At 44.6% G+C, this 24040-nt stretch carries 16 protein-coding genes; 8 read left to right on the top strand and 8 right to left on the bottom strand.

The genetic code is table 11. The features are described from left to right. Nucleotides 1–40: 40 nt before the first annotated feature. Both BLQ81_RS05250 and BLQ81_RS05245 read right to left on the bottom strand, forming a co-directional pair. Nucleotides 41–1996: a PspC domain-containing protein gene (locus tag BLQ81_RS05250; RefSeq protein WP_092728903.1), complete on the bottom strand. Its 1956-nt coding sequence runs from the start codon at nucleotides 1994–1996 to the stop codon at nucleotides 41–43. Nucleotides 1997–2026: 30 nt separating this feature from the next. Next, nucleotides 2027–2356 (bottom strand): PadR family transcriptional regulator, encoded by a 330-nt coding sequence (locus BLQ81_RS05245; protein WP_092728902.1) that lies wholly within the window; start codon nucleotides 2354–2356, stop codon nucleotides 2027–2029. 370 nt (nucleotides 2357–2726) lie between these two features. On the opposite strand from BLQ81_RS05245, the gene BLQ81_RS05240 reads away from it, so the two are divergent. Both BLQ81_RS05240 and porU2 read left to right on the top strand, forming a co-directional pair. Further along, complete coding sequence (locus BLQ81_RS05240; RefSeq protein WP_139183567.1) at nucleotides 2727–3845, top strand: putative type IX sorting system protein PorV2; 1119 nt, start codon at nucleotides 2727–2729, stop codon at nucleotides 3843–3845. Continuing rightward, the gene (gene porU2 / locus BLQ81_RS05235; RefSeq protein WP_092728901.1) at nucleotides 3842–8866 is read left to right on the top strand and encodes a putative type IX secretion system sortase PorU2; all 5025 of its coding nucleotides are present in this window, start codon (nucleotides 3842–3844) and stop codon (nucleotides 8864–8866) included. Before BLQ81_RS05240 ends, porU2 begins: the two co-directional genes overlap by 4 nt. Here the strand turns inward: porU2 and BLQ81_RS05230 are convergent. After that, nucleotides 8863–9558, bottom strand: a complete 696-nt coding sequence (locus BLQ81_RS05230; protein WP_139183566.1) for a VTT domain-containing protein — start codon at nucleotides 9556–9558, stop codon at nucleotides 8863–8865. The genes porU2 and BLQ81_RS05230 overlap by 4 nt on opposite strands. Before the next feature lie 128 nt (nucleotides 9559–9686). On the opposite strand from BLQ81_RS05230, the gene BLQ81_RS05225 reads away from it, so the two are divergent. Next, on the top strand, nucleotides 9687–10832 hold the full coding sequence (locus tag BLQ81_RS05225; RefSeq protein WP_092728899.1) for a cystathionine gamma-synthase: 1146 nt from the start codon (nucleotides 9687–9689) through the stop codon (nucleotides 10830–10832). 1 nt (nucleotide 10833) lies between these two features. Here BLQ81_RS05225 and BLQ81_RS05220 read toward each other — a convergent pair whose 3' ends face one another. Genes BLQ81_RS05220 through BLQ81_RS05205 form a run of 4 tightly spaced genes read right to left on the bottom strand, consistent with a single transcriptional unit; the run spans nucleotide 10834 to nucleotide 18533 of the window. After that, a complete protein-coding gene (locus tag BLQ81_RS05220) occupies nucleotides 10834–11667 on the bottom strand; it encodes a hypothetical protein (RefSeq protein ID WP_092728898.1) in 834 nt (277 codons plus the stop codon). Between the two features lie 3 nt (nucleotides 11668–11670). Beyond that, nucleotides 11671–12621, bottom strand: coding sequence for a Smr/MutS family protein (locus BLQ81_RS05215; protein ID WP_092728897.1), 951 nt, complete (start codon nucleotides 12619–12621; stop codon nucleotides 11671–11673). Next, nucleotides 12618–13916 carry a cryptochrome/photolyase family protein gene (locus BLQ81_RS05210; protein ID WP_092728896.1) on the bottom strand — a complete coding sequence of 433 codons (1299 nt, stop codon included), beginning with the start codon at nucleotides 13914–13916 and terminating at the stop codon, nucleotides 12618–12620. The genes BLQ81_RS05215 and BLQ81_RS05210 overlap by 4 nt, the downstream gene beginning before the upstream one ends. Nucleotides 13917–13958: 42 nt before the next feature. Further along, nucleotides 13959–18533 carry a translocation/assembly module TamB domain-containing protein gene (locus tag BLQ81_RS05205; RefSeq protein WP_245693179.1) on the bottom strand — a complete coding sequence of 1525 codons (4575 nt, stop codon included), beginning with the start codon at nucleotides 18531–18533 and terminating at the stop codon, nucleotides 13959–13961. Nucleotides 18534–18562: 29 nt separating this feature from the next. Here BLQ81_RS05205 and tsaD point away from each other — a divergent pair, with 29 nt between their 5' ends. From tsaD to BLQ81_RS05180, 5 genes are all read left to right on the top strand, one after another. Continuing rightward, nucleotides 18563–19576, top strand: coding sequence for a tRNA (adenosine(37)-N6)-threonylcarbamoyltransferase complex transferase subunit TsaD (gene tsaD, locus BLQ81_RS05200; protein WP_092728895.1), 1014 nt, complete (start codon nucleotides 18563–18565; stop codon nucleotides 19574–19576). A 1-nt stretch (nucleotide 19577) separates the two neighbouring features. Beyond that, the gene (gene smpB, locus BLQ81_RS05195; RefSeq protein ID WP_092728894.1) at nucleotides 19578–20045 is read left to right on the top strand and encodes an SsrA-binding protein; all 468 of its coding nucleotides are present in this window, start codon (nucleotides 19578–19580) and stop codon (nucleotides 20043–20045) included. After that, on the top strand, nucleotides 20008–20802 hold the full coding sequence (locus BLQ81_RS05190; RefSeq protein WP_092728893.1) for an SH3 domain-containing protein: 795 nt from the start codon (nucleotides 20008–20010) through the stop codon (nucleotides 20800–20802). The genes smpB and BLQ81_RS05190 overlap by 38 nt, the downstream gene beginning before the upstream one ends. 6 nt (nucleotides 20803–20808) lie before the next feature. Then, nucleotides 20809–21321: an HNH endonuclease gene (locus BLQ81_RS05185; RefSeq protein ID WP_092728892.1), complete on the top strand. Its 513-nt coding sequence runs from the start codon at nucleotides 20809–20811 to the stop codon at nucleotides 21319–21321. A gap of 497 nt (nucleotides 21322–21818) precedes the next feature. Then, nucleotides 21819–22214, top strand: a complete 396-nt coding sequence (locus tag BLQ81_RS05180) for a hypothetical protein (RefSeq protein ID WP_092728891.1) — start codon at nucleotides 21819–21821, stop codon at nucleotides 22212–22214. Nucleotides 22215–22470: 256 nt separating this feature from the next. On the opposite strand, the gene BLQ81_RS05175 is transcribed toward BLQ81_RS05180, so the two are convergent. Next, complete coding sequence (locus BLQ81_RS05175; RefSeq protein WP_092728890.1) at nucleotides 22471–23949, bottom strand: sodium:solute symporter; 1479 nt, start codon at nucleotides 23947–23949, stop codon at nucleotides 22471–22473. Nucleotides 23950–24040: the final 91 nt, after the last annotated feature.

Here is a 24040-nt window from a genome sequence, read left to right as displayed (position 1 = left end):
ACCTAATGGCGCCTCTCTCTTATTTATGCTTTCGATTAAGTTAATCTTTCATAAAGAATGCATCAGCAAATTTTGCCCGGGTTGCACTGTCAATTTTAGCCTTGCTCAGAGAGTCCAGTTGTATATTATCCTTTTCTTCCCTGTCCCAATCTTCGGTGCTATTGTCTTTTCTCCCGCAGGTAAGGCAAACCAGACCGGCTTCATTGAACACCCAAACTGTCGTGGATCTTACGTCTGAGGAGCGGTATCCATTGGTGTAAATGGTGTTTCTGAGAATGTCAAGAAGTGAACGTTCCATAATGAATGGACGCTCATATGGAATCTGAAGTGTCAGGTTTACCTTTTGGTCTCTGAACTGATCCAAACTGCTGATGTCAAATCCTTCGTCGAAAATCACCACAGAATCCATCACTGCATAGGAGTACTTAAAACCCTGTGCATTGGCCAAAGCCTCGGACTTGGTTCGGCCCCTTGAGAAATATTCCTCTTTAAGCGTGACCAAGGAATCTGCTTTGCCTTCGATTTTGAGGTTGACATGGTTAAAGGTTGGATCATCTTCCGCCTCATTCAGCTTGAGGATCAAGGTGCCGGGCGTGACAGAAAGTTGGCTTTCGGTTTTATACCAATTGTCTTCCTTAAACTGTGCTACAATTTTTGGAATCTGGAAAAGAGAAATTCCAACACAAAGCAGCCACAATCCCAATGCTACCAAACCAAATCTCGCTCCGATGAGATTCTTTTGCGCCAGCACACTTAGACCCAGCAGGAGAATGATGATACCCGGAATGATGATCAATCCCATGCTGGAGATGACCAGCCAGAGTGGAACCATATCTGTGAACAATTCCACCGGGAAATTTTCTATCAAGGCTCTGTAATCAGAGTCTGAGATCCCGAAGTATGCGGCCAATGCTGCGAGAGGAGCTATGGTCAAGGAAAGCCCAATGAAGAAAATGATCAAGCCAAAGATGATTCGAATGACCGTTCCGATAAAAGTCCCCAAAGGTCCCAAGGCTGATCCCAGAGCGTCTATTACTTTTCCTAAAACCCGGAAAGGTGCCATCAGAATTTTTCTGGCTTGGGACTCAGGCTGCGGCGGAACAGGATTGATGCTCTCCTTGATCGTGGAGTCAATGCTGTCCAGCGTGATTTCTCCACCTTTCATTTTGATCCGCTCTGTGATTGAACTTGCCACCGGTGTGATGATCCAGAGAATCAGGTAAATCAAAATCCCCGATCCTCCTGCAAAGGCCAATAACACAAATGCAAGTCTTACATAAAGAACCTCTACTCCAAAATAGGCTGCCAAACCACTGGACACTCCTCCCAAAACCTTATCGTCGGGGTTTCTGAAGAGCTTTTTGATTTTGCTGTCTTCCATCAGCTCATAAGAAACCGGTAGGATGACCCACAAGACGATGTAGGCGACTATGGCGAAAAAGCCAAAGCCCAGATTGAACCGGAAGTTGTCAAAAGGGAGGATGTCAAAAATGCCAAATTTCAAATTGAGGTTGCCGCTGAATAAAAGCAGAATAGCGATCAGCCTGATCCATAGGGGATCTACAGCCAAATAGTTGGCGATTCCCGCACACACGCCGCCGAGTATTTTCTTGTTTTCCAGTCGCTTGAGTTTTTTGTAGCCGCCGGGTTCGCTGCCTGGAGGGGTTACATACTTATAGAAGTCGTCCTCTCTATGGGAATTTTCTTCGACAGGCGCCTCCTTTTCCTCTTCCACTGCCGTGAAGTCAGCGATGGTACCCATCTTTTCAATGAGTTTGTCGACATTTTCAGCGGTGATGACCTGTTTGTTGTTTTTCAGATTGCTCAGGAAAATTTCCGCAATTCTGTTTTCGATGTCAGAGATGATTTCCTGATTGTCTTTATAGCTTGAAAAGTGCCTGTTGATTGCATCCAGGTACTTTCGCAAGGTGTCGTAGCCGTCTTCTTCGATGTGGAAAAGGATGCCGCTGATGTTGATGCTTATCGTCTTTTTCATTTTAATTCTGTTTTTAGGGTTGCTTCAGGATCAATTCTTAGCCATGATTTCAGTTGTAGAATTGACCAATGAAGTCCAGGTTTCCGAGAGGGTGAGCAGGAATTTTTTTCCTTCTTCGGTGATCAGGTAATATTTTCGAGGTGGCCCGGATTCGGATTCGACCCAGCGATAAGTGACAAGTTCGGCAGATTTCAGCCGATTGAGCAGGGGGTAGAGGGTTCCCTCGACCACGATCATCTGAGCTTGAGTCAGCTCTTCGATCAGATCTGAAGTATAGACCTCGCCCCGTGAGATGATGTGCAACACGCAAAACTCCAGGAGTCCTTTGCGCATTTGAATCTGTGTGTTGGCGACGTTCATGGTATGGTGATTAGGTATCCATTCGGAGAATATTTTTCCTTTCTATTTCCAGTATTCAAAGAAAAATGATACCAATCTTTTCCAAGCTACCTTGTATAACCTGATTCCTTGTTAAAACTATCAACCGGGGATACTGCACTTTCTAAAAAGGGCCTTCAAAATGGACTCAGTTGATATTTTATTTATTTGAAAAAGTTCTTGTGTTTTTTCGACACCTTAGTTTTCTAATATCCAAATCAAATAATATGTTCAGCAATGTGACATAAAAGTGTCCGATGGTGTACATTTCAGTGAAATTGATTGAATTAAAAACACCTAGGCTAGTTCGGGGTTTTTTAAATTGAATTATTTTGGGCTTGTGAAATTGAATATGGTGAAATTTTTATGCGCTACTTGTCTGTTTTGTTTTCAGGTCTTTTGGGCAGGAGAGGGTTTTTCTCAGAGCCTAACCCCAAAATATTCCAATGAATTTCTAAGCATCGGAGTTGGGGCAAGAGCCTTGGGAATGGGCGGGGCGCAAGTCGGGGCGGTTCGGGATGTGACTGCTGCGTATTGGAATCCTGCTGCACTTACCGGTATCCGGCACCAGTATGAATTTTCCCTGATGCACGCGGAATACTTTGCGGGAATAGCCCAATATGATTATTTGGGGTTTAGTACCCCGATAGGGAATCAAAACCAAGTAGCAGTTTCTTTGATCCGCTTTGGCGTGGATGATATCCCCGATACGCGATTTCTTTACGATGCCAATGGCGCACTTAATTACAACAATATCCAGTTTTTCAATGCTGCAGATTATGCCCTGCTTCTCAGTTTTGCAAGGGACATCTCGGATAAGATTAAATTGGGGGCAAATGCAAAGGTCGTTCACCGGAACGTGGGTAAGTTTGCACAGGCATGGGGTTTCGGGTTGGACCTGGGAGGACTTTACATCCAAAAACGCATGACCATCGGACTCATGGTCCGGGATATCACTACCACTTATAATGCCTGGACTCATAATGCGGAATTGGTTCGCGAGGTCTATGCACAAACCAATAATGAAGTGCCCTTAAATACAGTTGAAATCACTCTGCCCAAGGCAATCGCCAGTATCGCGTATGATTGGAAACTTGGTGAAAAATTCAATTTATTGACTGCCTTGGATCTGGAAACCACATTTGACGGGGCTCGAAATACCGTGATTTCATCTTCTGCATTCAGCATTGATCCAAAATTTGGTCTGGAATTGGGCTTCAAACAGCTGGTATTTGTCCGGGGTGGTGTCAGCAATTTTCAATACATCAAAGATTTTCAGGGAAATGAATCGTTAAACTTTTTGCCGGCAGCAGGCATAGGTGTCATTCTAAGTGAGCGGTTTCAGATTGATTATGCCCTTTCAGATTTGGGAGACGTTTCGGAGAGTCCTTATTCCCATATTTTCAGTGTTAAGGTGAGTTTGGAGAAGTTTTCTTCAGACTTCAGAAAATTTAAATCTTGGGAAAGATGAGACTCACAAAGACTTTGCTGACCAGTTTGATTTTGATTTTTGCTTTGACTTCTGTGAAAGCTCAGGAACCTGTATGGTATGACTTCTCCTTGACCTACTATAAGATTCCGACGGCTCAAGACGGAATTTATCGGATTTCAGCCAATTCACTTCAAGCTTCGGGACTCAATACCTCCAACTTGGATCCTCGGATGATCCGGGTTTTTCACCGGGGAAAAGAAGTAGCAATCCATGTGGAAGGAGAAAGTGACGGCAAACTGGATCCGCAAGACTTTATTGATTTTTATGGGATACGAAACGATGCCGAGCTGGACAAAAAACTCTATACCAAGTTTTCTACGATCCCAAATCCGTATTACAATACCTACACTGATACCACGGCATTTTTCCTCACTGTCACGCCTGGTACACCCGGAAAACGGATGAGTCAAAGACCAGTGCCTGCTTCAAACCTCCCTCTTGTTTCCGGTTTCGAAACAGAACAGCTCCAAGTCTTTTCGGATCAATATTCCTTGGGAAGAGCCTATACGCTAGGGTTTAGACTTTCGAGCTATGACATTGGCCAAGGATGGATGGGAGTCCAGATTACCAAAGGGGCAGCAAGGGATATGCCGTTTTCCGGCTTGGGGACCATTAGTAACTCAGGAACTGCCAAACTGGAAATCGGATTGGTAGGAAGGTCTGAAAACCCCCATCTGGTTACGATCAGTGCCGGTCCGCTCACAGGGACTCAGCGCACGTTGACCCAAGCCAGTTTTAATGGCTTTGAATACCCTCAGCTCAGTTTGGATTTGCAGATGAGCGATTTTAATGCAAATGGCTCTTTGATTGTGAAAGTCCTGCCTCAGGGGCCACAATCTGTGGATAATGTTTCGATTGCATACGCCAAAATTACTTTTAGGAAACCTATTCAAGCTGGAGACTTTGGACCCCGTCAAATGATCTTTCCTCCGGGAAGTCAGCGGGCAGTGATCAATCAGGTCCAAAATAATTATGTCGCTGTAGATGTGACTGATCTTCACAACCCCCAAAAAGTACAGGTATCCAAAGTCGGTACAGCCATGAGTTTCACCGCCGCAGTACCCGGGCAATCCAGTAAAATCTGGATTCAGCCTGAAGGAACTGTGATCGCTGTGGGGATCATGCAAAAAGTAAAATTTCGAAATTACCTGACCCAAGCCTCGAATTACATCATTGTAGGTCATAGGGAATTGGAAAAGGCAAGTTCAAAATATGCCAATCCATTAAAAATGTATGCCCAGCATCGTGCCTCTGCCTTAGGGGGTGGATTTGATACGCTTACTGTGAGAATGGAGGAACTCTATGATCAGTTTGGATACGGTGAAAAATCTCCGGTTGCCCTGTACGAATTTCTGAGAGCCTACTATCCTGTCCATAAGCCAACGCATATGTTGTTGGCTGCAAGATCGATCGCTGTTTTTTCCCAGGGCAGACTCAATAATCAGAACGTTTTTTACAGGAAATCTCCGGAGGCCTTTGCCTTCCAGGATTTGGTGCCTGTAGGAGGGTATCCCTTTTCTGACAATGTGTATGTCTTAGGCCTAGATGCCGAAAACCCTGAGGTTCCCGCAATGGCAGTAGGCAGGATCCCCGGCAAAAACGCGCAGCAACTCTCCGATTACCTGGACAAAGCAATCGAAAAAGATCAGGTGGGAGTGAGTGAGCCCTGGCAAAAAGAATTGATCCACCTCAGTGGAGGAGTCTCTGAATTTGAATTGGAGCGCTATTTCAGTTTTTTGAATGGTTTTAAAGCCTTGGCTGAGGGGCCATTTTTAGGTGGAAAGGTGACGACCTATCGTAAGCGGTCCAATTCAGTAGTGGAAGTGATCGATATCTCAGGGGATCTCAATGAAGGGCGATCCATGTTGACTTTCTTTGGCCATGGGGCACCGACGATCATTGATATTGAGATTGGATTTGCCTCTGACCCCACCTTAGGCTATGCCAACAAAGGGAAGTATCCTATTATGCTTTTCAATGGCTGTGACTATGGAAGTGCATATTCTACCGTGTATACACAAGGGGAAGATTGGATTATCACACCGAATAAAGGTGGGGCAATTGTTATGGCAAATACCTCAATCGGCGTGGACGTGTACTTGAGAAGGTATTCCGATTTGTTTTACTCATCAGCGTTTGCAGACAGCACCCTCATCTACCGAACCATCGGTGAAGTGAAAATGGAGGCAGAAAAGAACTTTGTTAACCTCTATGGCACCAACCCGCTCAACTACTCTCACATGGAGCAGATGGTTATGCTCGGAGATCCTGCAATACGGATTTTCCCTGCCAACAAAGCCGACTACGCCGTCAAAGTGGAGGAAGTAAGTTTAGGTACTTTTGACGATTCACCCCTTTCTGCAATTTCGGATAGCCTAAAGCTTTCTTTCCTGGTCAGAAATCTCGGAATTGTCAATCCGGATTCCCTGAATTTCAAAATTGACAGAAGACTTCCCGATGGGACGATGCTAAGCTTTGATCCGGTCAAAATCTCCTCGATCTACAGATCTGATACGGTCGTTTTTTCTATTCCAAACTTCCTCTTGGATGCAGCAGGGGAGAATCAGTTTACCATCGCGTTAAATACCGAGCGCACTGTCCCGGAGATGACTTTTGCCAATAATGTCATCACCTACACCGCATTCATTCCTTTGAGTGGCACAGTCAATTTGTTTCCGACCGATTTTGGGATTGTCAACCAAAAGGAGCTCAAGCTGATCACTCAGGCACCGGGAAAGCTGACGGAAAGCAGAACCCTGATCGTACAAATGGACACGACGATTAACTTCAATTCAGCTTTCAGAAAGGAAATCCGATCGACTACCTCGGGGCTTGTGGAGTGGCCTGTCAGCTTGTTGGCGGGAAATGATTCCAGCACCTACTATTGGAGATCCCGCTACCAAGATCCAAAAGTGGGAGAAACAGATGCTTGGACAAATTCCAGTTTTTCATTTATCCCGAATACAGGAAACGGTTGGACACAGCGCGTGGAAGATCAGCTCGGTCAAAGTCAGCTGGAAAATCTGGAGTTGGATCAGGCGAGGAAGTCATGGCAGTATGTCCAACAGAAATCAAGTATTGAAGTGTTCACGGTAGGCTCAGGTGTCGATTCGCTCAATTTTAGAAACACGCAATTTTATCTTGACAATATCCCGCAGATCATCGACAACGTCAACAATGCCAACAGCCGACTTTGTCCCAATGGATCGATCGGTTTAGTGGCGATCGATCAAAAAACCTTGCTTCCATACCTAGCGGTCCCTGTGCCGGGATTTGATATCCTTGATTCCAGAGCTTGCGGCAGGGTGCCTCAAATGATCCAAAGTATTCAAAATGCCTGGATTACAACTCCGGGGAATACCATCCTGCAGGATTATGTAAGAGGGGTGAAAGAGGGTGATTATGTCGTCATTTTCACGGTTGGGAGTGTCAATTTTGATGCTTGGCCTGATCGAGCCTATCAAAGTTTGAGAGCATTTGGGGCAAATGAGGCGACACTCAGAGCACTGAAAAGCGGTGATCCCTACATCCTCTATGGACGAAAAGGAATGCGGGCAGGCGAATCTATTGAGATCGTCGGCAACCCAAATTTCACCCAACCTGCCTCCAATCAGACCCTCAGCTTTACAACAGCCCTTGAAGGCTATTTCACCAATGGCGTGATCCTCTCTCCGAGAATTGGTCCAGCATCATCTTGGGAGCGATTTTTCCAAAATGTAAATGCCAGAAACTGGATCAATGAGGAGGAGTTTACCCGATTTGATATCCTTGGAGTAGCTGAAGATGGTCAGCAACGGGTCTTGGTGGAAAATACCCTGGATAAAGAAATCGATCTCTCTTTCATCAATCCGCTTAGCTACCCTTATCTGCGGCTGAGGTATTCGATGAAAGATGAGAAATCTACAAAGCCCGCCCAGCTGGACAAGTGGCAGGTCAATTTCGAAGGCGTGCCTGAGGGGGTTCTTTTGGAGAAAAATCCCGGAGATCGAATCCGATTAAGAGAAGGACAGAGCACCAAAATTGATTTTATTTTCAAGAATGTCTCCCTGTATAACTTTTCGGATTCAATTCAGGTGGATTGGAAAATGACGAATCTGACCACTAAAAAACTGGAAAGCATTTCCAAAAAATTCCCTGCCCTGAAAGCCGGAGAGCAGTTGGAGTTTACAGTGGAATTTAACAGTATCGGCAGAGCGGGAGAGACCGAATTGGAGGTTTTTGCCAATCCGAGAATTCAACGGGAGCAAACCTTCCGAAATAACATGATTGACCTGGGGGTGGCATTCGTAGTCGAAGGAGATAATTCCACCTCCCTTTTGGATGTGAATTTTGATGGGATTTATATCATGGATGGGGATTTAGTATCTCCAAATGTCATGGTCACAGCACTTCTTAAAAATGATCAGACTTTACTTTATAAAAGGGATACCTTGGGGATGGAAATATTCCTGAAGAGGAACTGTGAGGGTTGTCAGTTTGCCAAAGTCAATTTCTCCAATCCAAATCTTACTTGGTCACCTGCTTCGGCGAGCGAAAGTTTTAGAGTTTCATTTATTCCGGGGCCGCTTGAAGACGGACTTTATACCTTGAGGATCACCAATGAGGATTCTCCTCAACCCTATGAGATTACATTCGAGGTAGTCAATGAGTCTCAGATCACCAACTTCTATCCGTACCCAAATCCATTCAGCACTTCAGTCCGCTTTGTCTTTACCTTGACGGGTTCGGAGATTCCTGATGAGATCAAAATTCAAATTATGACCGTCACCGGCAAAGTCGTGAGAGAAATTCTCCAAAATGAATTGGGTCCTATCCGTATAGGCAACAACATCACCGAATATGCTTGGGACGGAAAAGATGAGTTTGGTGATCAGCTGGCCAATGGCGTGTACATTTATCGGGTTTTGATTCGAAAGAATGGGCAGTTTATGGAGCATCGACCGACAGCGGGAGATCGGGGATTCACCAAAGGCTACGGCAAGATGTATTTGCTTCGCTAGGCCTTGGAAGTTTTCCAACTGCGATAAAGTCCCCAAAAACTAACCAAAAACAAGAAAGCCAGAATTCCCAATTGGATGGGATCATTCATGGCTTTTTTTGCATCCATAAATGAACTTGCCAAAAGGCCGGTTCCAAAAGCGATCAGGGTCCGGGGAAGCATGCCTGGAATCCCGAAAAGCAGGACTTTTTTCAGATCGATTTTTAGCGAAGCAAAAAGGAAATTGGAAATCGCAAAAGGGATAACCGGACTGATTCGAATAAAAAATATCAGACTTTGCGGGCGTTCAATTCTGCTTTCAATCGCTTGTCTTATTTCAGGTTTCCGTTTGTAAAGCAGGCCAAGAAAATTAGTGTTCAGTACTTTTCCAAGCACATACCCGATCACATTAGCGAATAAGTAACCAAAGAATAATCCAGGAAAGCCAATCCAACCGAAAAAATAACCGCTTGCAAGGGCGGTGAGTGTGGTAGGTAAAAGGGCAAATCCAAGTAAAAGAGCGATCAATCCAGTGAAAAGGATGTGATGAATTACCAGATCAAGTGGAAAATTTCCGGCAAGGTCGGCATTTGACACTAAGACCAAACTTCCGATTGCCGGCATTACCATCACCCAAATCCACCCAAATGCTGCGCTTGGGTGATCCCTAAAGTACTCTCTTAAAGTTTTGAAAATACTGTCCTTTTTTGTCATCTTTGACGTGCTAATGAGGATTCTATTTAGGAATTCCCGGGCAAGTTTAGCACGCAAAATCGGATTTTCACCGAAAATCACCCGCTCCCCATAAATTCCCTACGTCAAGAATATAAACTCAAAGAATAATGAAATTTGGTACCAAAGCCATTCATGCCGGCGTAAGCCCTGACCCCTCTACAGGGGCTATCATGACTCCGATTTATCAGACATCGACTTATGTCCAAAAATCTCCCGGAGATCATCAGGGCTACGAGTACAGTCGTACACACAATCCTACCCGTACAGCGCTTCAAAATAGCTTAGCTGCTTTGGAAAACGGGAAGCATGGAATCTGTTTTTCCTCCGGTCTCGGGGCGATTGATTCGGTGGTGAAATTGTTCAATCCCGGAGATGAAATCATATCCACCAATGACCTTTACGGCGGGACTTACCGGCTTTTCACTAAAGTTTTCGAGCGGTATGGGATCAAGTTCCACTTCGTACCCATGTCCGACCCGTCCTCACTTTCTTCCTATGTGAATGAGAATACCAAAATGGTATGGGTGGAGACTCCTACCAATCCAATGATGAATATCATTGATTTGGAGGCTGTGGCTGCATTTTCCAAAAAACACAATTTGCTCTTGGCAGTAGACAATACTTTTGCCTCTCCATACCTTCAAAACCCGCTCGACTTCGGTGCAGACATTGTTATGCACTCCGTCACCAAGTATCTCGGAGGACATTCAGATGTGGTGATGGGTGCCTTGGTGGTGAATGATGATGAGCTTGCGTCCCGGTTGGTTTTTTTGCAAAATGCCTGCGGGGCGACTCCCGGACCGCAAGATTGCTTTTTGGTATTGCGAGGAATTAAGACCCTTCATCTGAGAATGGAGCGCCACTGCCAGAATGGAAAGACAATCGCGGCCTATCTTAAAAATCACCCAAAAGTGGAAAAAGTCTATTGGCCTGGATTTGAAGGTCACCCAAATCACCAAGTAGCCAAAAGACAAATGAGAGACTTTGGGGGGATGATTTCTTTTACCTTGAAGGGAAACCGGATCGAAGATGCCAAGACGGTGATGGAAAATCTTGAGTTATTTGCCCTTGCGGAGTCTTTGGGAGGGGTAGAATCGCTATGCGGGCATCCTGCCTCCATGACGCATGCTTCGATACCAAAGGAGGAAAGAGAAAAAGTCGGCTTGGTAGATTCACTGATCCGATTGAGTGTTGGCGTGGAGGATGCCGAAGATCTGAAAAATGACATTTTGCAGGCCTTGGCAAAGATTTAATTTATATCAATACTTTTTTGAGTAAGACAAAAGCCTGTTTTTCGATTTCGGAAGACAGGCTTTTCTTTTCTTCCTTTAGTTCTTTGATCCAATCCATGTACTTTTTGGATATACTGGTCTTCTCTGCAAGGAAACCTGAAAGTGTTTGAAATGCCAAATGGTTGGAATACCAAGGTTTGAGTTGGTCTTTGACTTGGGCGATTTCCTCATGGATTGAGGAGACAAAAATGGGGTTGAAGCCAAGTTGAATAAGCAGGTTTTCCAACATGATTATTTTGCGGAGGCTTTCAAACAAATCACGGAATCCCTGACTGCTGATGGGAGCTTTGAGTTCTCGGTGCAGGAATATCAGCTCGTCCTGAAAGAGCTGATTGATTGCGGTATTAATGGTAAGAGGTTTGATTCCTCGACTTATCTTTTGGGCGTTTTCTCTAAAATCATCCCAGGTTTTCAAGGTGCTGCCCACTACCAGATCGAAAGCTTCTTTTTGAATTTTCTTTTTTTGGATCAAAAGATAATCCCGGTAGCTATCAAATTGGAGACCAGATCTTTCTTCTTTTGACTTGAGGTTTCGCTCGACCAGTTTCAGATGATGGGTTTTGCGAAGAGACTTTTTCAGGGGTTTGAAACGCAGAAAAAGTTCATTGCTCAGGCTTTCATTTTCGAAGTGGATCTTTTCCATCAATTCGGTAAAGAGTTCCAGAAATTCGAGTTTGGTCTGCAACTCGATTGCTTTCTTGGAATTAATCTGCTTACCAAGGGCCAAAAAAAGGATTTTAGCTTCTTGGTGTTGCTGTTCAAAAATCAAAAAAACTGGAGAGGTTTTGACTTGCATGGATTAGAAAATTCGAACCAATGTGGCCCCGTAACCCCATTGGTCTTTCTGGGTGTCCTGAAAGTACTTAATATTTCCTAATTGACTGAGGCGCTTGTGAATTTCTTTTCTCAGCACCCCATTCCCCAAGCCATGAATGAAAGTGATCTCATCCATACCTGAGGCCAAGGCCTGATTGAGATTTTTCTCAAAGGCTTCAAGTTGGAGGCGCATTTTTTCAGAATTATTGAGCTTATCAGGATCCGAATGTAGCTCTTCGATGTGCAGGTCGATGGATCGGGCAGGTTTTAGGGCTTTGGTTTGTTCCGGTTTTGGCGTGATTTGGTTCAGTTCGGCATTCAGACTTCGGATGTCCAGTTCTTTGGTCGTCTGCTCCATAGCAAAGAGGTACACACTTTTTCCCAAGATCGGTGCTTTGCTCAGATGCTTGAAAAACTGCGTCGCCTTCATTTTGAGCTGTCGCTCAAAGGCCGGGATAGCTTTTTCCAATCTGTTTTGGATAGGGATGAAGCGGATCAAAAATGCCGGCCATTCGTTCATTTCCTTCATCAGGCGATCGTCAATTTTTTTGCTCTCCCCGGGATTTAACGTTCCGGCAAAAAGTGTCCGGTGATTGCTCCCATATACCTCCGAGCTGTGGGCAAGGTAGGGTTGATGGCTGTCATTGATGAGATAGAGACTCAGGTTTTGATCATTGATCGGGAGGAAAGCCAGGTAAAGTCCCTGATCCTTTGGTGCTGAGATCGAAAGGGGAGCCTCGGTTTCTTTGGTGACTCCTGCATTTTCACCGAAATAATTTTTTTCTGCCTCTGCTACAATGACTACTTCGGATTTCATGGCCGGAATGAGAAAGCCGTCCTCTATTTCTATTTCGAGTCTGCCACTTGAGGAGATTTTGCGTATGATTCCTTCTTCTGTTCCGTGCAGTAATCTTACTTTGTCTCCGATGTTCATGGATTGAGGGCTTGTTTGTAGGTGTCTATTGCTCTTACCCTTGCAAATTTATGATCTACAATGGGTTTTGGGTACTTATCTGTTCCTATTTCAGGAATCCATTTTTTGATATACTTCAGGTCCTTGTCAAATTTCTCTGTTTGGGAATCAGGATTGAATACCCGAAAGTAGGGCTGTGCATCTGTGCCGGTGCCTGCCGCCCATTGCCAGCCCCCATTGTTGGCAGAGAGATCGAAGTCCAGGAGCTTTTTGGCAAAATAGGCCTCACCCCACCTCCAGTCGATCAGCAGATGCTTGGTAAGAAACGAAGCCACCACCATGCGGACTCGATTATGCATGTAGCCTGTGGTATTGAGTTCACGCATCCCCGCATCTACTATGGGGAAGCCGGTCTTACCCTCACACCAAGCCTGAAATTCCATTTCATTGTTTCTCCAGGGAATGAGATCATAGGATGGCTTGAATGCCTGCTCTGTCACTTGCGGGTTATAAGCCAATATCATCATATAAAATTCCCTCCAGATCAATTCGTTGAGGTATGTTTCATTCAACCGAGCGGCAACCTGTGCCAATTTCCGTACAGAGATGGTTCCAAAACGGAGATGGACTCCAAGTCTTGTGGTGCCATTTTGTGCCGGAAAATTCCTGGTTTTATCGTAATGACTGATCAGATCCTCGTCCGTTACTTTTGGAGGGATACTGATGCCGGTTTTCTCAAATCCCATTTCCGCTAAAGAAATCATATCCAATGGAGCAATGGAGTAAAGGTTTTTCCAGTTGGGCGCATCCAGTGTCTGCACTTTGGTGCTTTTGTACTTCTCCTGCCAATTGCGGGAAAATGGCGTGAACACTTTGTAAAACGCTCCCGAACCATTCAGAATTTCCCCCGGCTCGAAGATTACCTGATCTTTGAAACTCAAAAAAGTGACTCCTTTTTCTTTCAGGAGGCTTTCCACTTTAGCATCTCTTTCCTTGGCGTAGGGCTCGTAATCCCGATTGGTATAAACGGACTGAATGTCAAACTCCTGCAAAAGCGCGAGGTAAATATCCTCCGGCTTGCCGTATTTAATCAGCAGGGAACAGCCTTTCTGCTCCAGTTTAGTTTTGATTTCCAAAAGTTGGGAATGGATAAATTCCACTCTTGCGTCTGCCTTGTCTTCCAGCCGATCCAGAATATTCCGATCAAAAATAAAGAGCGGCAGTACGGTTTTTTCTTGCTGAAGTGCGTAAAAAAGCCCGGTATTATCTTCCAATCGAAGGTCTCTGCGAAACCAAAACAAGGTTATTTTTTCCATAAATTCTTTTTTGAAGGAAAGAGAACTATCCCAAGAAATGTTTTAAAAATCTTCTTTTGAAGAGACAATCACTTTTTTTGGTGGGAGAGGAGGGTCTTTTCTCGGTGGAATATCTTCCAGATTCAAGGGCTTCCAATTTTCTTCATCCTGATATTCTTCCCTGAGAAAATCATCGGAATCGATGATATTTAGTTTCTCGGAATTCCTCCCGGTTAACTTTTTGAACAGCTCAGAGAATGAGTTGAAGGACACATTTTGAGTGATGGATGCACCGTAAGTAAGGACGTTTTGAGTTAGGGAAAGTGAAGTGAAGGTATTGTAATTATTTCGGTTGAAAATACGGAGTCGATATACCCCGTCCCCGGTGAGTAAGTATTCGGCCTGCCAGTCCCCGATGATGGAAGCGGCACTGGCATTCCCCTGATTATCTGTAAATCCGCCGTCTCGGGAGACTCTTAGCCTGCCATCCAAAAAGGTATAAGCGACACTTAATTGAAAATTTTCCAGGGTGTTTTGGTCTAGGGTAGCGAGATCAATATTGACTTCGAGATTTTTGTCCATTTGTCCCAAAAAGCTATTCAGTTGTGAGGAAAGCAGGTTTCCTAAACTTGAGGAAATGGTAGCTACTCCCGAAAACTGCCCCTCCGGAGAGAAATTCCGTGTCATGATGACTGAGAATACCTGCCGGTTCATCTCCTGTTCATCTGCTGCCACTCTACCCTGGAAGGCCGATATGGTAGTCTGCACGTCTCCGCTAGACGGGAACTGGCCGAAGTCAAACCCAAACTTGATATTTGGTGAAAGCAGTTCTCCCTGCAGGTCCATCAGGACTTTAAGCGGATAGCGTCGCCGCATCTGGCTGTTTTCAGATGCTGACGAAGAAGAAAGTAGGGGCTGGAGCGATATATTTTCCTCATACACAGCCTTGAGATTCATGACTCCCTGATACGGATCACCAAACCACGTAATCCTTCCTCCGGGCTGTATGGCGAATTCCCGTTTGACGACATTGTAAAGTGAGAAATTGTACTGCCCCTGTGTGATTTCATAATTACCCGTGAGGTTAAAATTACCCTGGGTATCGATGTTCATGGTCAGGATTCCACGTCCTCGGGCTTCCAGGCTTTCTTCGGTTTTCGGGTCAATGATGATTTGGGCAAAAGCATCCGGAGTGATATCCAAAATGAAGTTCATCCTCACATTTTCAATATCCAGCCTGTTGATAGCTGTTGCCAATTGATTGATCCGCACGGTGTCCTGAATGTTGATGATCTGGATAAACTCCTCCTGATATTGCGAATTGCTGCTGGTGAGTGGGATGTAGATTCGAGTATTAGGCTGAGTGGTAGCTCTGGCGGTGACATCCAGATTGGTAGTGCTGCCGCGAATGGACAAGGTTCCTGTGGCGAAGGCAGTTCCGTAAAAGACTTCGTTGTCTTTTGCGGTGGTATTTAATACCTGGAAATTGCTCAGTGTGGAGTTTATATCCAGAAAGATGTTATTAAATCCTGTATGGTTGATTCCACCGGTGAATGTTGCCCGATTCCCGTTCAAATCTTTAAAAATCAAATCTTTGAAGCTGACCTGCCTGGGTTGGAAAAGAATACTTCCGTCTAGGATATAGCTGGTATTGAGAAAGTTCACCCTAATTTTTCCCCGGTCGATTCTACCGCTTCCCAAAACCTCCGGGGAGTTAACCGTCCCTCTGATTTGAAGGTTTCCAGTGACCGTACCGTCCAGATTGGAAATGTAATTGGAAAGAAATGGTTCAAGAATCACCAAGTTTGCCTCTGTGAGGACAGCGTCAAGATCAAGATTTTGAAATTCCAGGCCAAGGATTCCATTGATGTCAATTTTCTTTTGACCGTTGATTTCATTTTCGAGATCAAGAATCAATTCATTGTCTTGAAGTTTTGCAGAAGCAAAGATGTTCCCAATCGGGAATCGGTTGATCTCGGCCTTATCGATTGACATTTCACCTTCGAGACGCGGTTGGTCTAGAAGATTTTTCAATTGAAAAGATCCGTTGGCTGAGCCCAGAAATTCCAGAGTAGTGATGGTATTCAGAATGTCTATTTCAACATTTTCGAAAAACAAGTCAAGAATTTCCCCAGGGTCTTGACTGATTCGACCCTCGACGCCTATAAACTGCCCATCTTTGAGGACACGAAGTTTTTTGAAATCAATATTTCCTTCGGAAATCAGGATTTGATTTTCCGGGTCAAAATTCCAGTCCCGATCCAAGACTTTAAGTAATGAGGGTTGGAAATGTATTTCCGTTCCCAAGGCAGAGAATTTAGTCTCAGCAGAAATTCTGGCCTTACTTTGCGTGGTTAATTGGTCCAGGCTGAACTGGACACCCAAGTTGTTTTGATCCCAAATCGCCTCTAGTCCCAAGTTTTCAAATCCAAGTGCGGTGCCAACTTTTTGTTCCTTGGAATACACGTAAAATGAGGCTAAGATATTAGCACTGTTGATTATTTTGGAAGTATTAAAGTCGATGTTTACCCCAAAAGCGGAGTTTCCCTGGTAGGAAAGGGTATCAATACTGGTGAAGAAGTTGAAAATGGTGTTTTCAGGGGTTTGATAGAAAGCCCCTTCGAGAATGGTGTTTTTGGAAATAGAAATATTAGGCTGAAAGAGCTGGATCAAAGGGTTTACATCATGAAGCCGCACGTTGAGATCCAAATTGTAGGTTTCTGAAAAATTCTCCTCCAAGCTGGCGATGGGTTGTTCTTCATTCAGGAGGATTGAGATATACTGCCGGCTGAGTATGTCCAAGTCACGGGACATCTGGTCCAGGTTAAATTGACCCGAGGCTGCCGCCACGAGGTAATCCGAGTTGATTGAAAGCGTTCGCGTGCCTCCTGCAAAAAGCGACTGAAAAAAGAAATCACCTACATCCAGAAAGCGTTCTTCGTAACCCACTTTGATGTCAGAAAACCTGCCAATCCCCTGAATATCGTCCAATTTGATACCCTTGGTGTCGATATCCAATTTGCCACTGATGAAAGTTGGTTTTTCCACCAAATTAATCTTATCTAAAAATGCGGTGTCAATCTGGACCAACATCCTCACCGAATCCACAGACTCATTCAGGTTAACATAACCTTTTGCCTGTCCTTTGAGGTTGGGGTCGTCAATAGCCAAATTTCCTCTAAACAAATTCAAACCATAAGTAGCATCCGTTCGAATGTTGGTGAAATTATAATTATTCAATCCAATCTGTGAAATACTGGCATTGAGGTCAATCAAGATGTTTTCCAATGAATTCCCTTTAAGGTTCACATTGCCGTCCAGACTTACCTTTTGGAGTAATTCTCGGTCTCCTGCCAAAATCCCCATGTCGAGGTTCTGGATTCTTACCCTGGAAACTATGGATGGTACCCCATTGACCAAATCGTAATTTACCCGCCCAGATATATTGCCGATGCTGGTTCGAAAATTTCCATTCGTAGTAAAGCGGGTGATAAGTCCTGCAAAATCCGCATCCAACCGGATCAGGTTGAATTTGTTGACTTCCTTTTCGAGTTGAGGCGTAAGATAGGGAGCGAGATCTCTTGCAGAAATGACAGAATTTTTGAGTGAAAGGTTGAGGTAAGTCTTATTGATATCCGGCAATCCGTCCAATTCCAGTGCTCCGAAAATGGCGGTTTTCTGTCCCAGTCGAATCAAAAATTCTTTGGATTTAATATCTGAAACAGGTCCGATTAACTCCCCGCTCAGGAATATTTCATCCTCAAACTCCGGTAAGGAAGGAGCGAAAATCCGGAGTTCGCTGAGCCTGATTTTGGTTTCATCCAATCGCGCATTCAGCTTGACTTGATGGAGGAAATCCGAAAACCCATCCGGACCAATGAGATCCATCCGAAGGTAATTTTTGATATGACTCCCTTCTGATTTCAGGCTTAGCTTGTCCAGTTCGAGGAATTTGGGTGCATAGGTCAAGTTGGTCTTTAACTCATGAATTCTTACTCCCGAGGTTTGTTCAATTCCACTTAAGAGTTTGATATCAATCCCGATTACTCCCTTTTTCATTCGGAAATTGTCTGCATTGGCAGTGATGTCCCTAACCCGGATCTTGGTGTAATCAAACCCGGAGCTGACAGGTTCTGCATTGAAATTGACCAATGAAAACTTCGCCTGCCTCAATTCGATAGAAGTAATCGAGAAGTTAACCGGAACTTTTGCGGTGGTGTCAACCGAACCAAATATAGATCCCAGTTCGGTGATCCAGCGATTGATATTCAAAGTCGAATCTCCCTGATGGGTGTAGAAATTCAATTCTGCACGTTCTAATCGAACCGCATCCACCACAAAATCCCCCGGAGGAATTAAGGAAAGAAGGGAGAAATCAGCGTAAGCCTTATCTGCGCCAAGCATCAGGCTGTCTTTGTGATCACGGATAGAAATATTTTCCATTTCCAAAGCATCCCACCAGGATATCCGGATTCGGCCGATTTCAGTTTGAAAATTGGAGTTTTTATTAAGGTAGGTGGTGACCTTGTCGATCAACCAATTTTGGACACTCGTGACTTGTAGTGCCAGTCCAATAAAAATCAGCAAAAGAGTAGTCGAAAAGACAAGCCAAAGGATTACCCGGAAAGCTTTGTGCAAAAAATCCGTAACTTTCGAGTTCTTTTCCAATGGGTAACAAGGATATTTCTATACTAGCAATTGAATCATCGTGCGATGAGACTTCAGCGTCCATTATAGTAAATGGCAAAGTACTCAATAATATTGTCGCAACGCAATCCGTACACGAAAAATACGGGGGAGTAGTTCCCGAGTTAGCCTCGAGAGCGCATCAGGAAAACCTTATTCCTGTGATTCAGGAGGCCATTTTATCTTCCGGTATTTCCAAAGAACAATTATCGGCAGTGGCATTTACCCGCGGCCCCGGATTGATGGGTTCGCTCTTGGTGGGCGTGAGTTTTGCCAAGGCATTTGCGACAGCTTTGAAGATTCCTTTGATTGATATCAACCACATGCAGGCGCATATTTTGGCGCATTTTATCGATGATCCCAAGCCCGATTTTCCGTTTATCTGCCTTACTGTGAGTGGAGGGCATACCCAGCTGGTATCGGTCAAAGATTACCTGAAAATGGAAGTCATCGGCGAGACGCAGGATGATGCCGTCGGTGAGGCTTTTGACAAGACGGCCAAACTCCTCGGATTGCCTTATCCAGGAGGTCCTTTGATCGATCGGTATGCGAAGGAGGGAAATCCCAAAGCGTTCAAATTTCCCGTGACCCGAATGCCGGGATTGAATTATTCTTTTTCAGGAATAAAAACTGCCGTGCTTTATTTTCTCAGAGATCAGCTCAAAGAGAATCCGAACTTTATTTCCGAAAACCTGCCGGACCTTTGCGCAAGCATCCAATACACCCTGATCGAAATGCTCCTGATCAAACTCAAGGAAGCGGCCAAGCTGTATGGAGTCAAAGAAATTGCGATTGCAGGTGGCGTATCCGCAAATTCAGGTTTGCGGGAAACCTTGGCAGAACTCGCCCGGAGAAAAGGCTGGAACCTCTACGTCCCAAAATTCGAATACTGTACGGACAACGCCGCCATGATTGCCATGGCAGCACACTACAAATACCTCAAAGGCGAATTCGTCGGACTCGACGTGACTCCTTTGACCAAAATGAAACTCTGATATGGCTAAGTCCAACCGCTTCGAAAAATTTGTCAACATTAAAAATAAGAAAGCAAACTTCCAGTTTGAGTTTATTGATACCTACGTGACCGGAATTATGCTGACAGGAACGGAGATTAAGTCGATCCGTGAAAGCAAAGTGTCCCTGACCGAAGCCTTTTGCATTTTTTTGGACGGGGAACTCTACATTCGTCAGATGCACATTTCACCTTACAGTATGGCCGCGAGTTACAATCATTTGGCGGTACGGGATCGAAAGCTCCTTTTGAAGAAAAAAGAATTGGAAAAGCTTGAAACTAAGTCGGCTGAAAAAGGGCTGGCAATCATTCCGGTTCGTATATTTATCAATGACCGTGGATTGGCAAAATTGGAAATTGCGCTGGCACGGGGAAAGAAAACTCATGATAAACGACAGGACCTGAAAGAAAAAGATGCAAAAAGAGAGCTCCAGCGAATGGCCTTTGATTGATGCATACGGGATATGTCGTCAGACCATCCTTCCACTTTACCGCCAACCCACTTTTGATTCCGCGCTGGTCACTCAGCTGCTTTTTGGGGAATGCTATCAGATCAATGGTCTGACCTCAGATCGTCAATGGTTTAGGGTGTATCACGAAGACACCGGTACGGGCGGATGGGTATGGGCCAAGCTGATCAAAGAAATTACAGGCGAAGAATATCAGAAATTCCTCAATCAGGACTTTCAGATCGTCACCAGTCCGATAGCCGCCATTGAATACCTCGGTACCAACCTGTACTTGCTTCCCGGTAGTCGGCTACATTTTAGCGAACTCGAACTTTTCAACTGGCAGGATCACATCGGATTTACCGGGAATTATCGGCCCCATGCGCTCAAAGCCAATCGCGAAGAATTGATCGAAATAGGACTTCGCTACCTCAATGCGCCCTTTCAGGCGGGGGGAAGAAGTATTTTTGGTTTGGATGAAGAGCTGGGATTTGCGCTGATTTTTGCGATAGCGGGCTATTCTTGGATTTCAGGAAAGACTCCGGGCAAAAGCGTAACTCCTGAAGAGGCTATTCCGGGTGATTTATTTGTTTTCAGAGACTTGGAGAAGAAAGAGTCCCATTTTGGCTTGTTTTTGGGAGCTGAAGAAATCCTCTGGATGGACAACAAAATGAAAGTTTCCGATCTGGATGAGTGGGAGGATTTTTTGAGAAACAATACGGGTGAACAGGTCGTTTTTGACGCAAGATCGATAGTGTGATAAGGTATGGAAAAGCGGGTATTGGTGCTGAACTTAGATCATTCACCGGTGGCAGTAGTGCCGGTACAGAAAGCCATTGTGCTTTGTCTTTTGGAGAAAGCCAATGTTCTCTCCACATATGAATTATTGAAAATCCGTACCGTGGATCGAAGCTTTGAATATCCTGCAGTGATTCGGCTGACTCATTACAAAAACATTCCATTTCGAGGAGTATTGCTCAATAGAAACAACCTATTCAAGCGTGATAATGGTGAATGTCAATATTGTGGTAGCAAAAGACATCTCACTATAGATCATATCATTCCCAAATCAAAAGGAGGCAAGACCAATTGGACCAACCTCATCACCGCCTGCAATCGCTGCAATGTGAACAAAGGGGACAAAACTCCCGAACAGGCAGGCTTGATCCTCAAATCAGAACCATTCAAGCCATCATTATCCTATTTTTTGGCCGAATATGCCGAACGGCAGGCGGAGGAGTGGTTGCCGTTTTTGTCCAGCCGGATCATGAATTCCTGATTTTCTTCGTTATCCGGTGTTCGGCGTTCGATATTTTGACTTAATACGAGAGTAACAATTACTATTGAATCAAAAACTCTCAGCAATGCTGAGAGAAAGTGAAGCTGATCTTATAAGCACTTTTTAAGGCAGTGAAGTGGTGGAGTATGCTCTAAACAGAAGCCTTTCTCCGACTATGGTGGCTGAATATAGAACACAACTTCCTGACAAGATGCTCCTTCAGCAGAAACTACATGAACTGTTTGGTAATGAATCTGGAGTGAATTAGTATAAATCTCAACAACTATGAGTTTTGAAAAAAAGTGGCTAGATTGATTCATGAAATGCCCATGGGAAAGGCTTCTCACACAGGGGAATGATTATCCAGGGCATTCCATCTGACCATTAAAAAACAAAATATAAACAGATGAAAACTACAATTAATGGAATTTGGTCTAGTTTAGGATTCAAAGCACCTAAGACTAATTGAAATCAAAGATCCCCCAATCTTTTCCACGATGAAACAAGTATTTATTCTGATCCTTTTAGGAGTATTCGTAGGTTGTACAGATACCTCCGATCAACCTCTTCCACTATCCTTGGAAGGAAAGTGGGTCGATCAGCTGACCAAAACCGATACCTTGGAGTTTTTGAGATTGGAGGATGGAAGTTCGCTTTTAAATCTGGCAAGAGGCAGAGAAATGAGAAACGGCAATAATTTGCCGAAAATAGGGTCAGGCTTATACACTTTTTCGCTGGGTGAAACCAGTATTTCACTGCAATATTCCTTGTCAAGCTTTTATAATCCAACAGAATACTACTTTAAGCAAAACCAGTTGGAATTGAAGGTTGGAAGATTTTTTGACTCGGAGAATTCTTCTGATATACTGACTTTTAGGAAGATAAGGCAGTGACAATTTAATACAGATCGCCCCTTCAGGGCTCGGATTAAGATGTTAATTTGGTCACCCCAAATTGTATTTGGTGCTGTCACAGTACGCGCCATCAGCGCTCTTATCCCGAAACCATTTGGTTCTTCTAAGTGCCAACGGCACGTTATGTAGCAGCCCAGAATTCAATTCTGGGTATATAAAATCCCGATGGATATCAGAGTGCTGAAGGCACGACCTGTATTGAAAATCCAATATAATTAACTGGCAAATGCCCAAATTATTTTCTGCCTATATCTTTTCTTTTCCCCACCCAAGTCAACCCAAACCCTACCAAAAATATCGTCAGCGTTCCCATCACGATGGTCATATTCGTATGAAGGGGATTGGCAAATGTTGCAGGAAGGCCATTTTGAATCAGAATCGTCGATAAACTCATCCAACCGATCACCAAAACACCCAAAATCACAGCGTAAACAGCTTGCGGGTTTTTAGCTTTAGACAATAATCCCAAGAGGAAAAGTCCTAAAATTCCTCCGCTGAAAATTGAAGAAAGTGCCCACCAGGCTTCCAATGCGCTGTTGACTCCATTGAATGCCAAGCCGACCACGATGCTCAGCAAACCCATGGTCAGGGACGCAAGCCGCAAAACTCGAAGTGAAAGCTTTTCCGAAGGATTGGGATGGATGTATTTGCTGAAATGATCAGATAGAATTACAGTCGCCGAACTGTTGATGCTCGTAGACACGGTACTCATTCCGGCTGCAAAAATCGAGGCAATGAGCAAACCTGTCACTCCCACCGGAAGTTGATTGACGATGAAATAGGGGAATACTTTATCTCCAGCAAGTCCGGCAGGAAGCAAGTCGGGCAAGGACTGATAGTAGGCGAATAGGGCAGTGCCGATAAAGAAGAAAATCAGGGAAACGGGCACATAAAGCAAGCTTCCCAGCCAAGTGGATTTCTTGGCTTCTGCCTCGGTTTTGGCGGTCAAGTAGCGCTGTACATAGCTTTGATCAATCCCGAAATTCTGCAGATTGATAAACAGGCTATAGACCAAAATCATCCAAAAAGTGGAAGTAGTGAAATCCAGCTTAAAACTCCCCAGGCTGAATTTATCTGCCTCTCCCGCAATCCGGAATACGGCTGACGGTCCCTCCGGAATGCCGAAGAAAATTACCCCTAAGCATGCCAAAGCGCCACCGATCAGGATGATTCCCTGCACAGCATCTGTCCAGATCACGGCTTCGATTCCTCCCCACATGGCATAGATCACCACGCTGACGCCGGTCACGATGATGATGCTTGGTATACTCCAGCCCAGCAGGGCATTCATAGGCAAAGCGAGTAGATACATGATGGCTCCCATGCGGGCAAGCTGGGTCAGAAGATAACAACAGGAGGCGTAGATTCTTGCCCAGGTGCCAAAGCGCTGCTCGAGGTAGAAATAGGCAGATTCACTTTTGAGTCGGCGATAGAGTGGGACGAAGTATTTCACTGCAATCCAAGCCGCCAAAGGAATGGAAAGGCTGAAAACAAACCCATTCCAATTACCGGAATAAGCATTTCCGGGCAAAGCCAAAAAGCTGATGCTACTCACAAAAGTGGCGAAGATCGACATTCCGATGGCCCAAGCCGGAAGTCGGCCTCCTCCTGTGGTGAAGTCGCTTGCTGTCCGCTTTCGGAAAGAAAAAGAAACGCCAAACCCGACAATTGCCAACATGTATATTAGGAATATGACGAGGTCTAGGATAGGCATTTTTTGAAGTTGGGAAGGTTGGAGGTATAAATTTAAAAGTGGTTTGTACCCCACAGATTGGCACGGATAAAATCACAGATTTTCACTGATT

Origin of the sequence: Algoriphagus alkaliphilus, assembly GCF_900103735.1 — a bacterium.
GTDB classification, from domain to species: Bacteria; Bacteroidota; Bacteroidia; order Cytophagales; family Cyclobacteriaceae; genus Algoriphagus; species Algoriphagus alkaliphilus.
This window is presented reverse-complemented; position numbering and strand designations above follow the sequence as displayed.

What these genes read in the sequence shown, in the direction of transcription:
- BLQ81_RS05185 (WP_092728892.1), top strand. Translation starts at nt 20,809, where the DNA reads ATGGAAAAGCGGGTATTGGTGCTGAACTTAGATCATTCACCGGTGGCA.
- tsaD (WP_092728895.1), top strand. Translation starts at nt 18,563, where the DNA reads ATGGGTAACAAGGATATTTCTATACTAGCAATTGAATCATCGTGCGAT.
- BLQ81_RS05250 (WP_092728903.1), bottom strand. Translation starts at nt 1,996, where the DNA reads ATGAAAAAGACGATAAGCATCAACATCAGCGGCATCCTTTTCCACATC.
- BLQ81_RS05230 (WP_139183566.1), bottom strand. Translation starts at nt 9,558, where the DNA reads ATGACAAAAAAGGACAGTATTTTCAAAACTTTAAGAGAGTACTTTAGG.
- porU2 (WP_092728901.1), top strand. Translation starts at nt 3,842, where the DNA reads ATGAGACTCACAAAGACTTTGCTGACCAGTTTGATTTTGATTTTTGCT.
- smpB (WP_092728894.1), top strand. Translation starts at nt 19,578, where the DNA reads ATGGCTAAGTCCAACCGCTTCGAAAAATTTGTCAACATTAAAAATAAG.
- BLQ81_RS05180 (WP_092728891.1), top strand. Translation starts at nt 21,819, where the DNA reads ATGAAACAAGTATTTATTCTGATCCTTTTAGGAGTATTCGTAGGTTGT.
- BLQ81_RS05225 (WP_092728899.1), top strand. Translation starts at nt 9,687, where the DNA reads ATGAAATTTGGTACCAAAGCCATTCATGCCGGCGTAAGCCCTGACCCC.
- BLQ81_RS05240 (WP_139183567.1), top strand. Translation starts at nt 2,727, where the DNA reads ATGGTGAAATTTTTATGCGCTACTTGTCTGTTTTGTTTTCAGGTCTTT.
- BLQ81_RS05245 (WP_092728902.1), bottom strand. Translation starts at nt 2,356, where the DNA reads ATGAACGTCGCCAACACACAGATTCAAATGCGCAAAGGACTCCTGGAG.
- BLQ81_RS05210 (WP_092728896.1), bottom strand. Translation starts at nt 13,916, where the DNA reads ATGGAAAAAATAACCTTGTTTTGGTTTCGCAGAGACCTTCGATTGGAA.
- BLQ81_RS05215 (WP_092728897.1), bottom strand. Translation starts at nt 12,621, where the DNA reads ATGAACATCGGAGACAAAGTAAGATTACTGCACGGAACAGAAGAAGGA.
- BLQ81_RS05220 (WP_092728898.1), bottom strand. Translation starts at nt 11,667, where the DNA reads ATGCAAGTCAAAACCTCTCCAGTTTTTTTGATTTTTGAACAGCAACAC.
- BLQ81_RS05190 (WP_092728893.1), top strand. Translation starts at nt 20,008, where the DNA reads ATGCAAAAAGAGAGCTCCAGCGAATGGCCTTTGATTGATGCATACGGG.
- BLQ81_RS05175 (WP_092728890.1), bottom strand. Translation starts at nt 23,949, where the DNA reads ATGCCTATCCTAGACCTCGTCATATTCCTAATATACATGTTGGCAATT.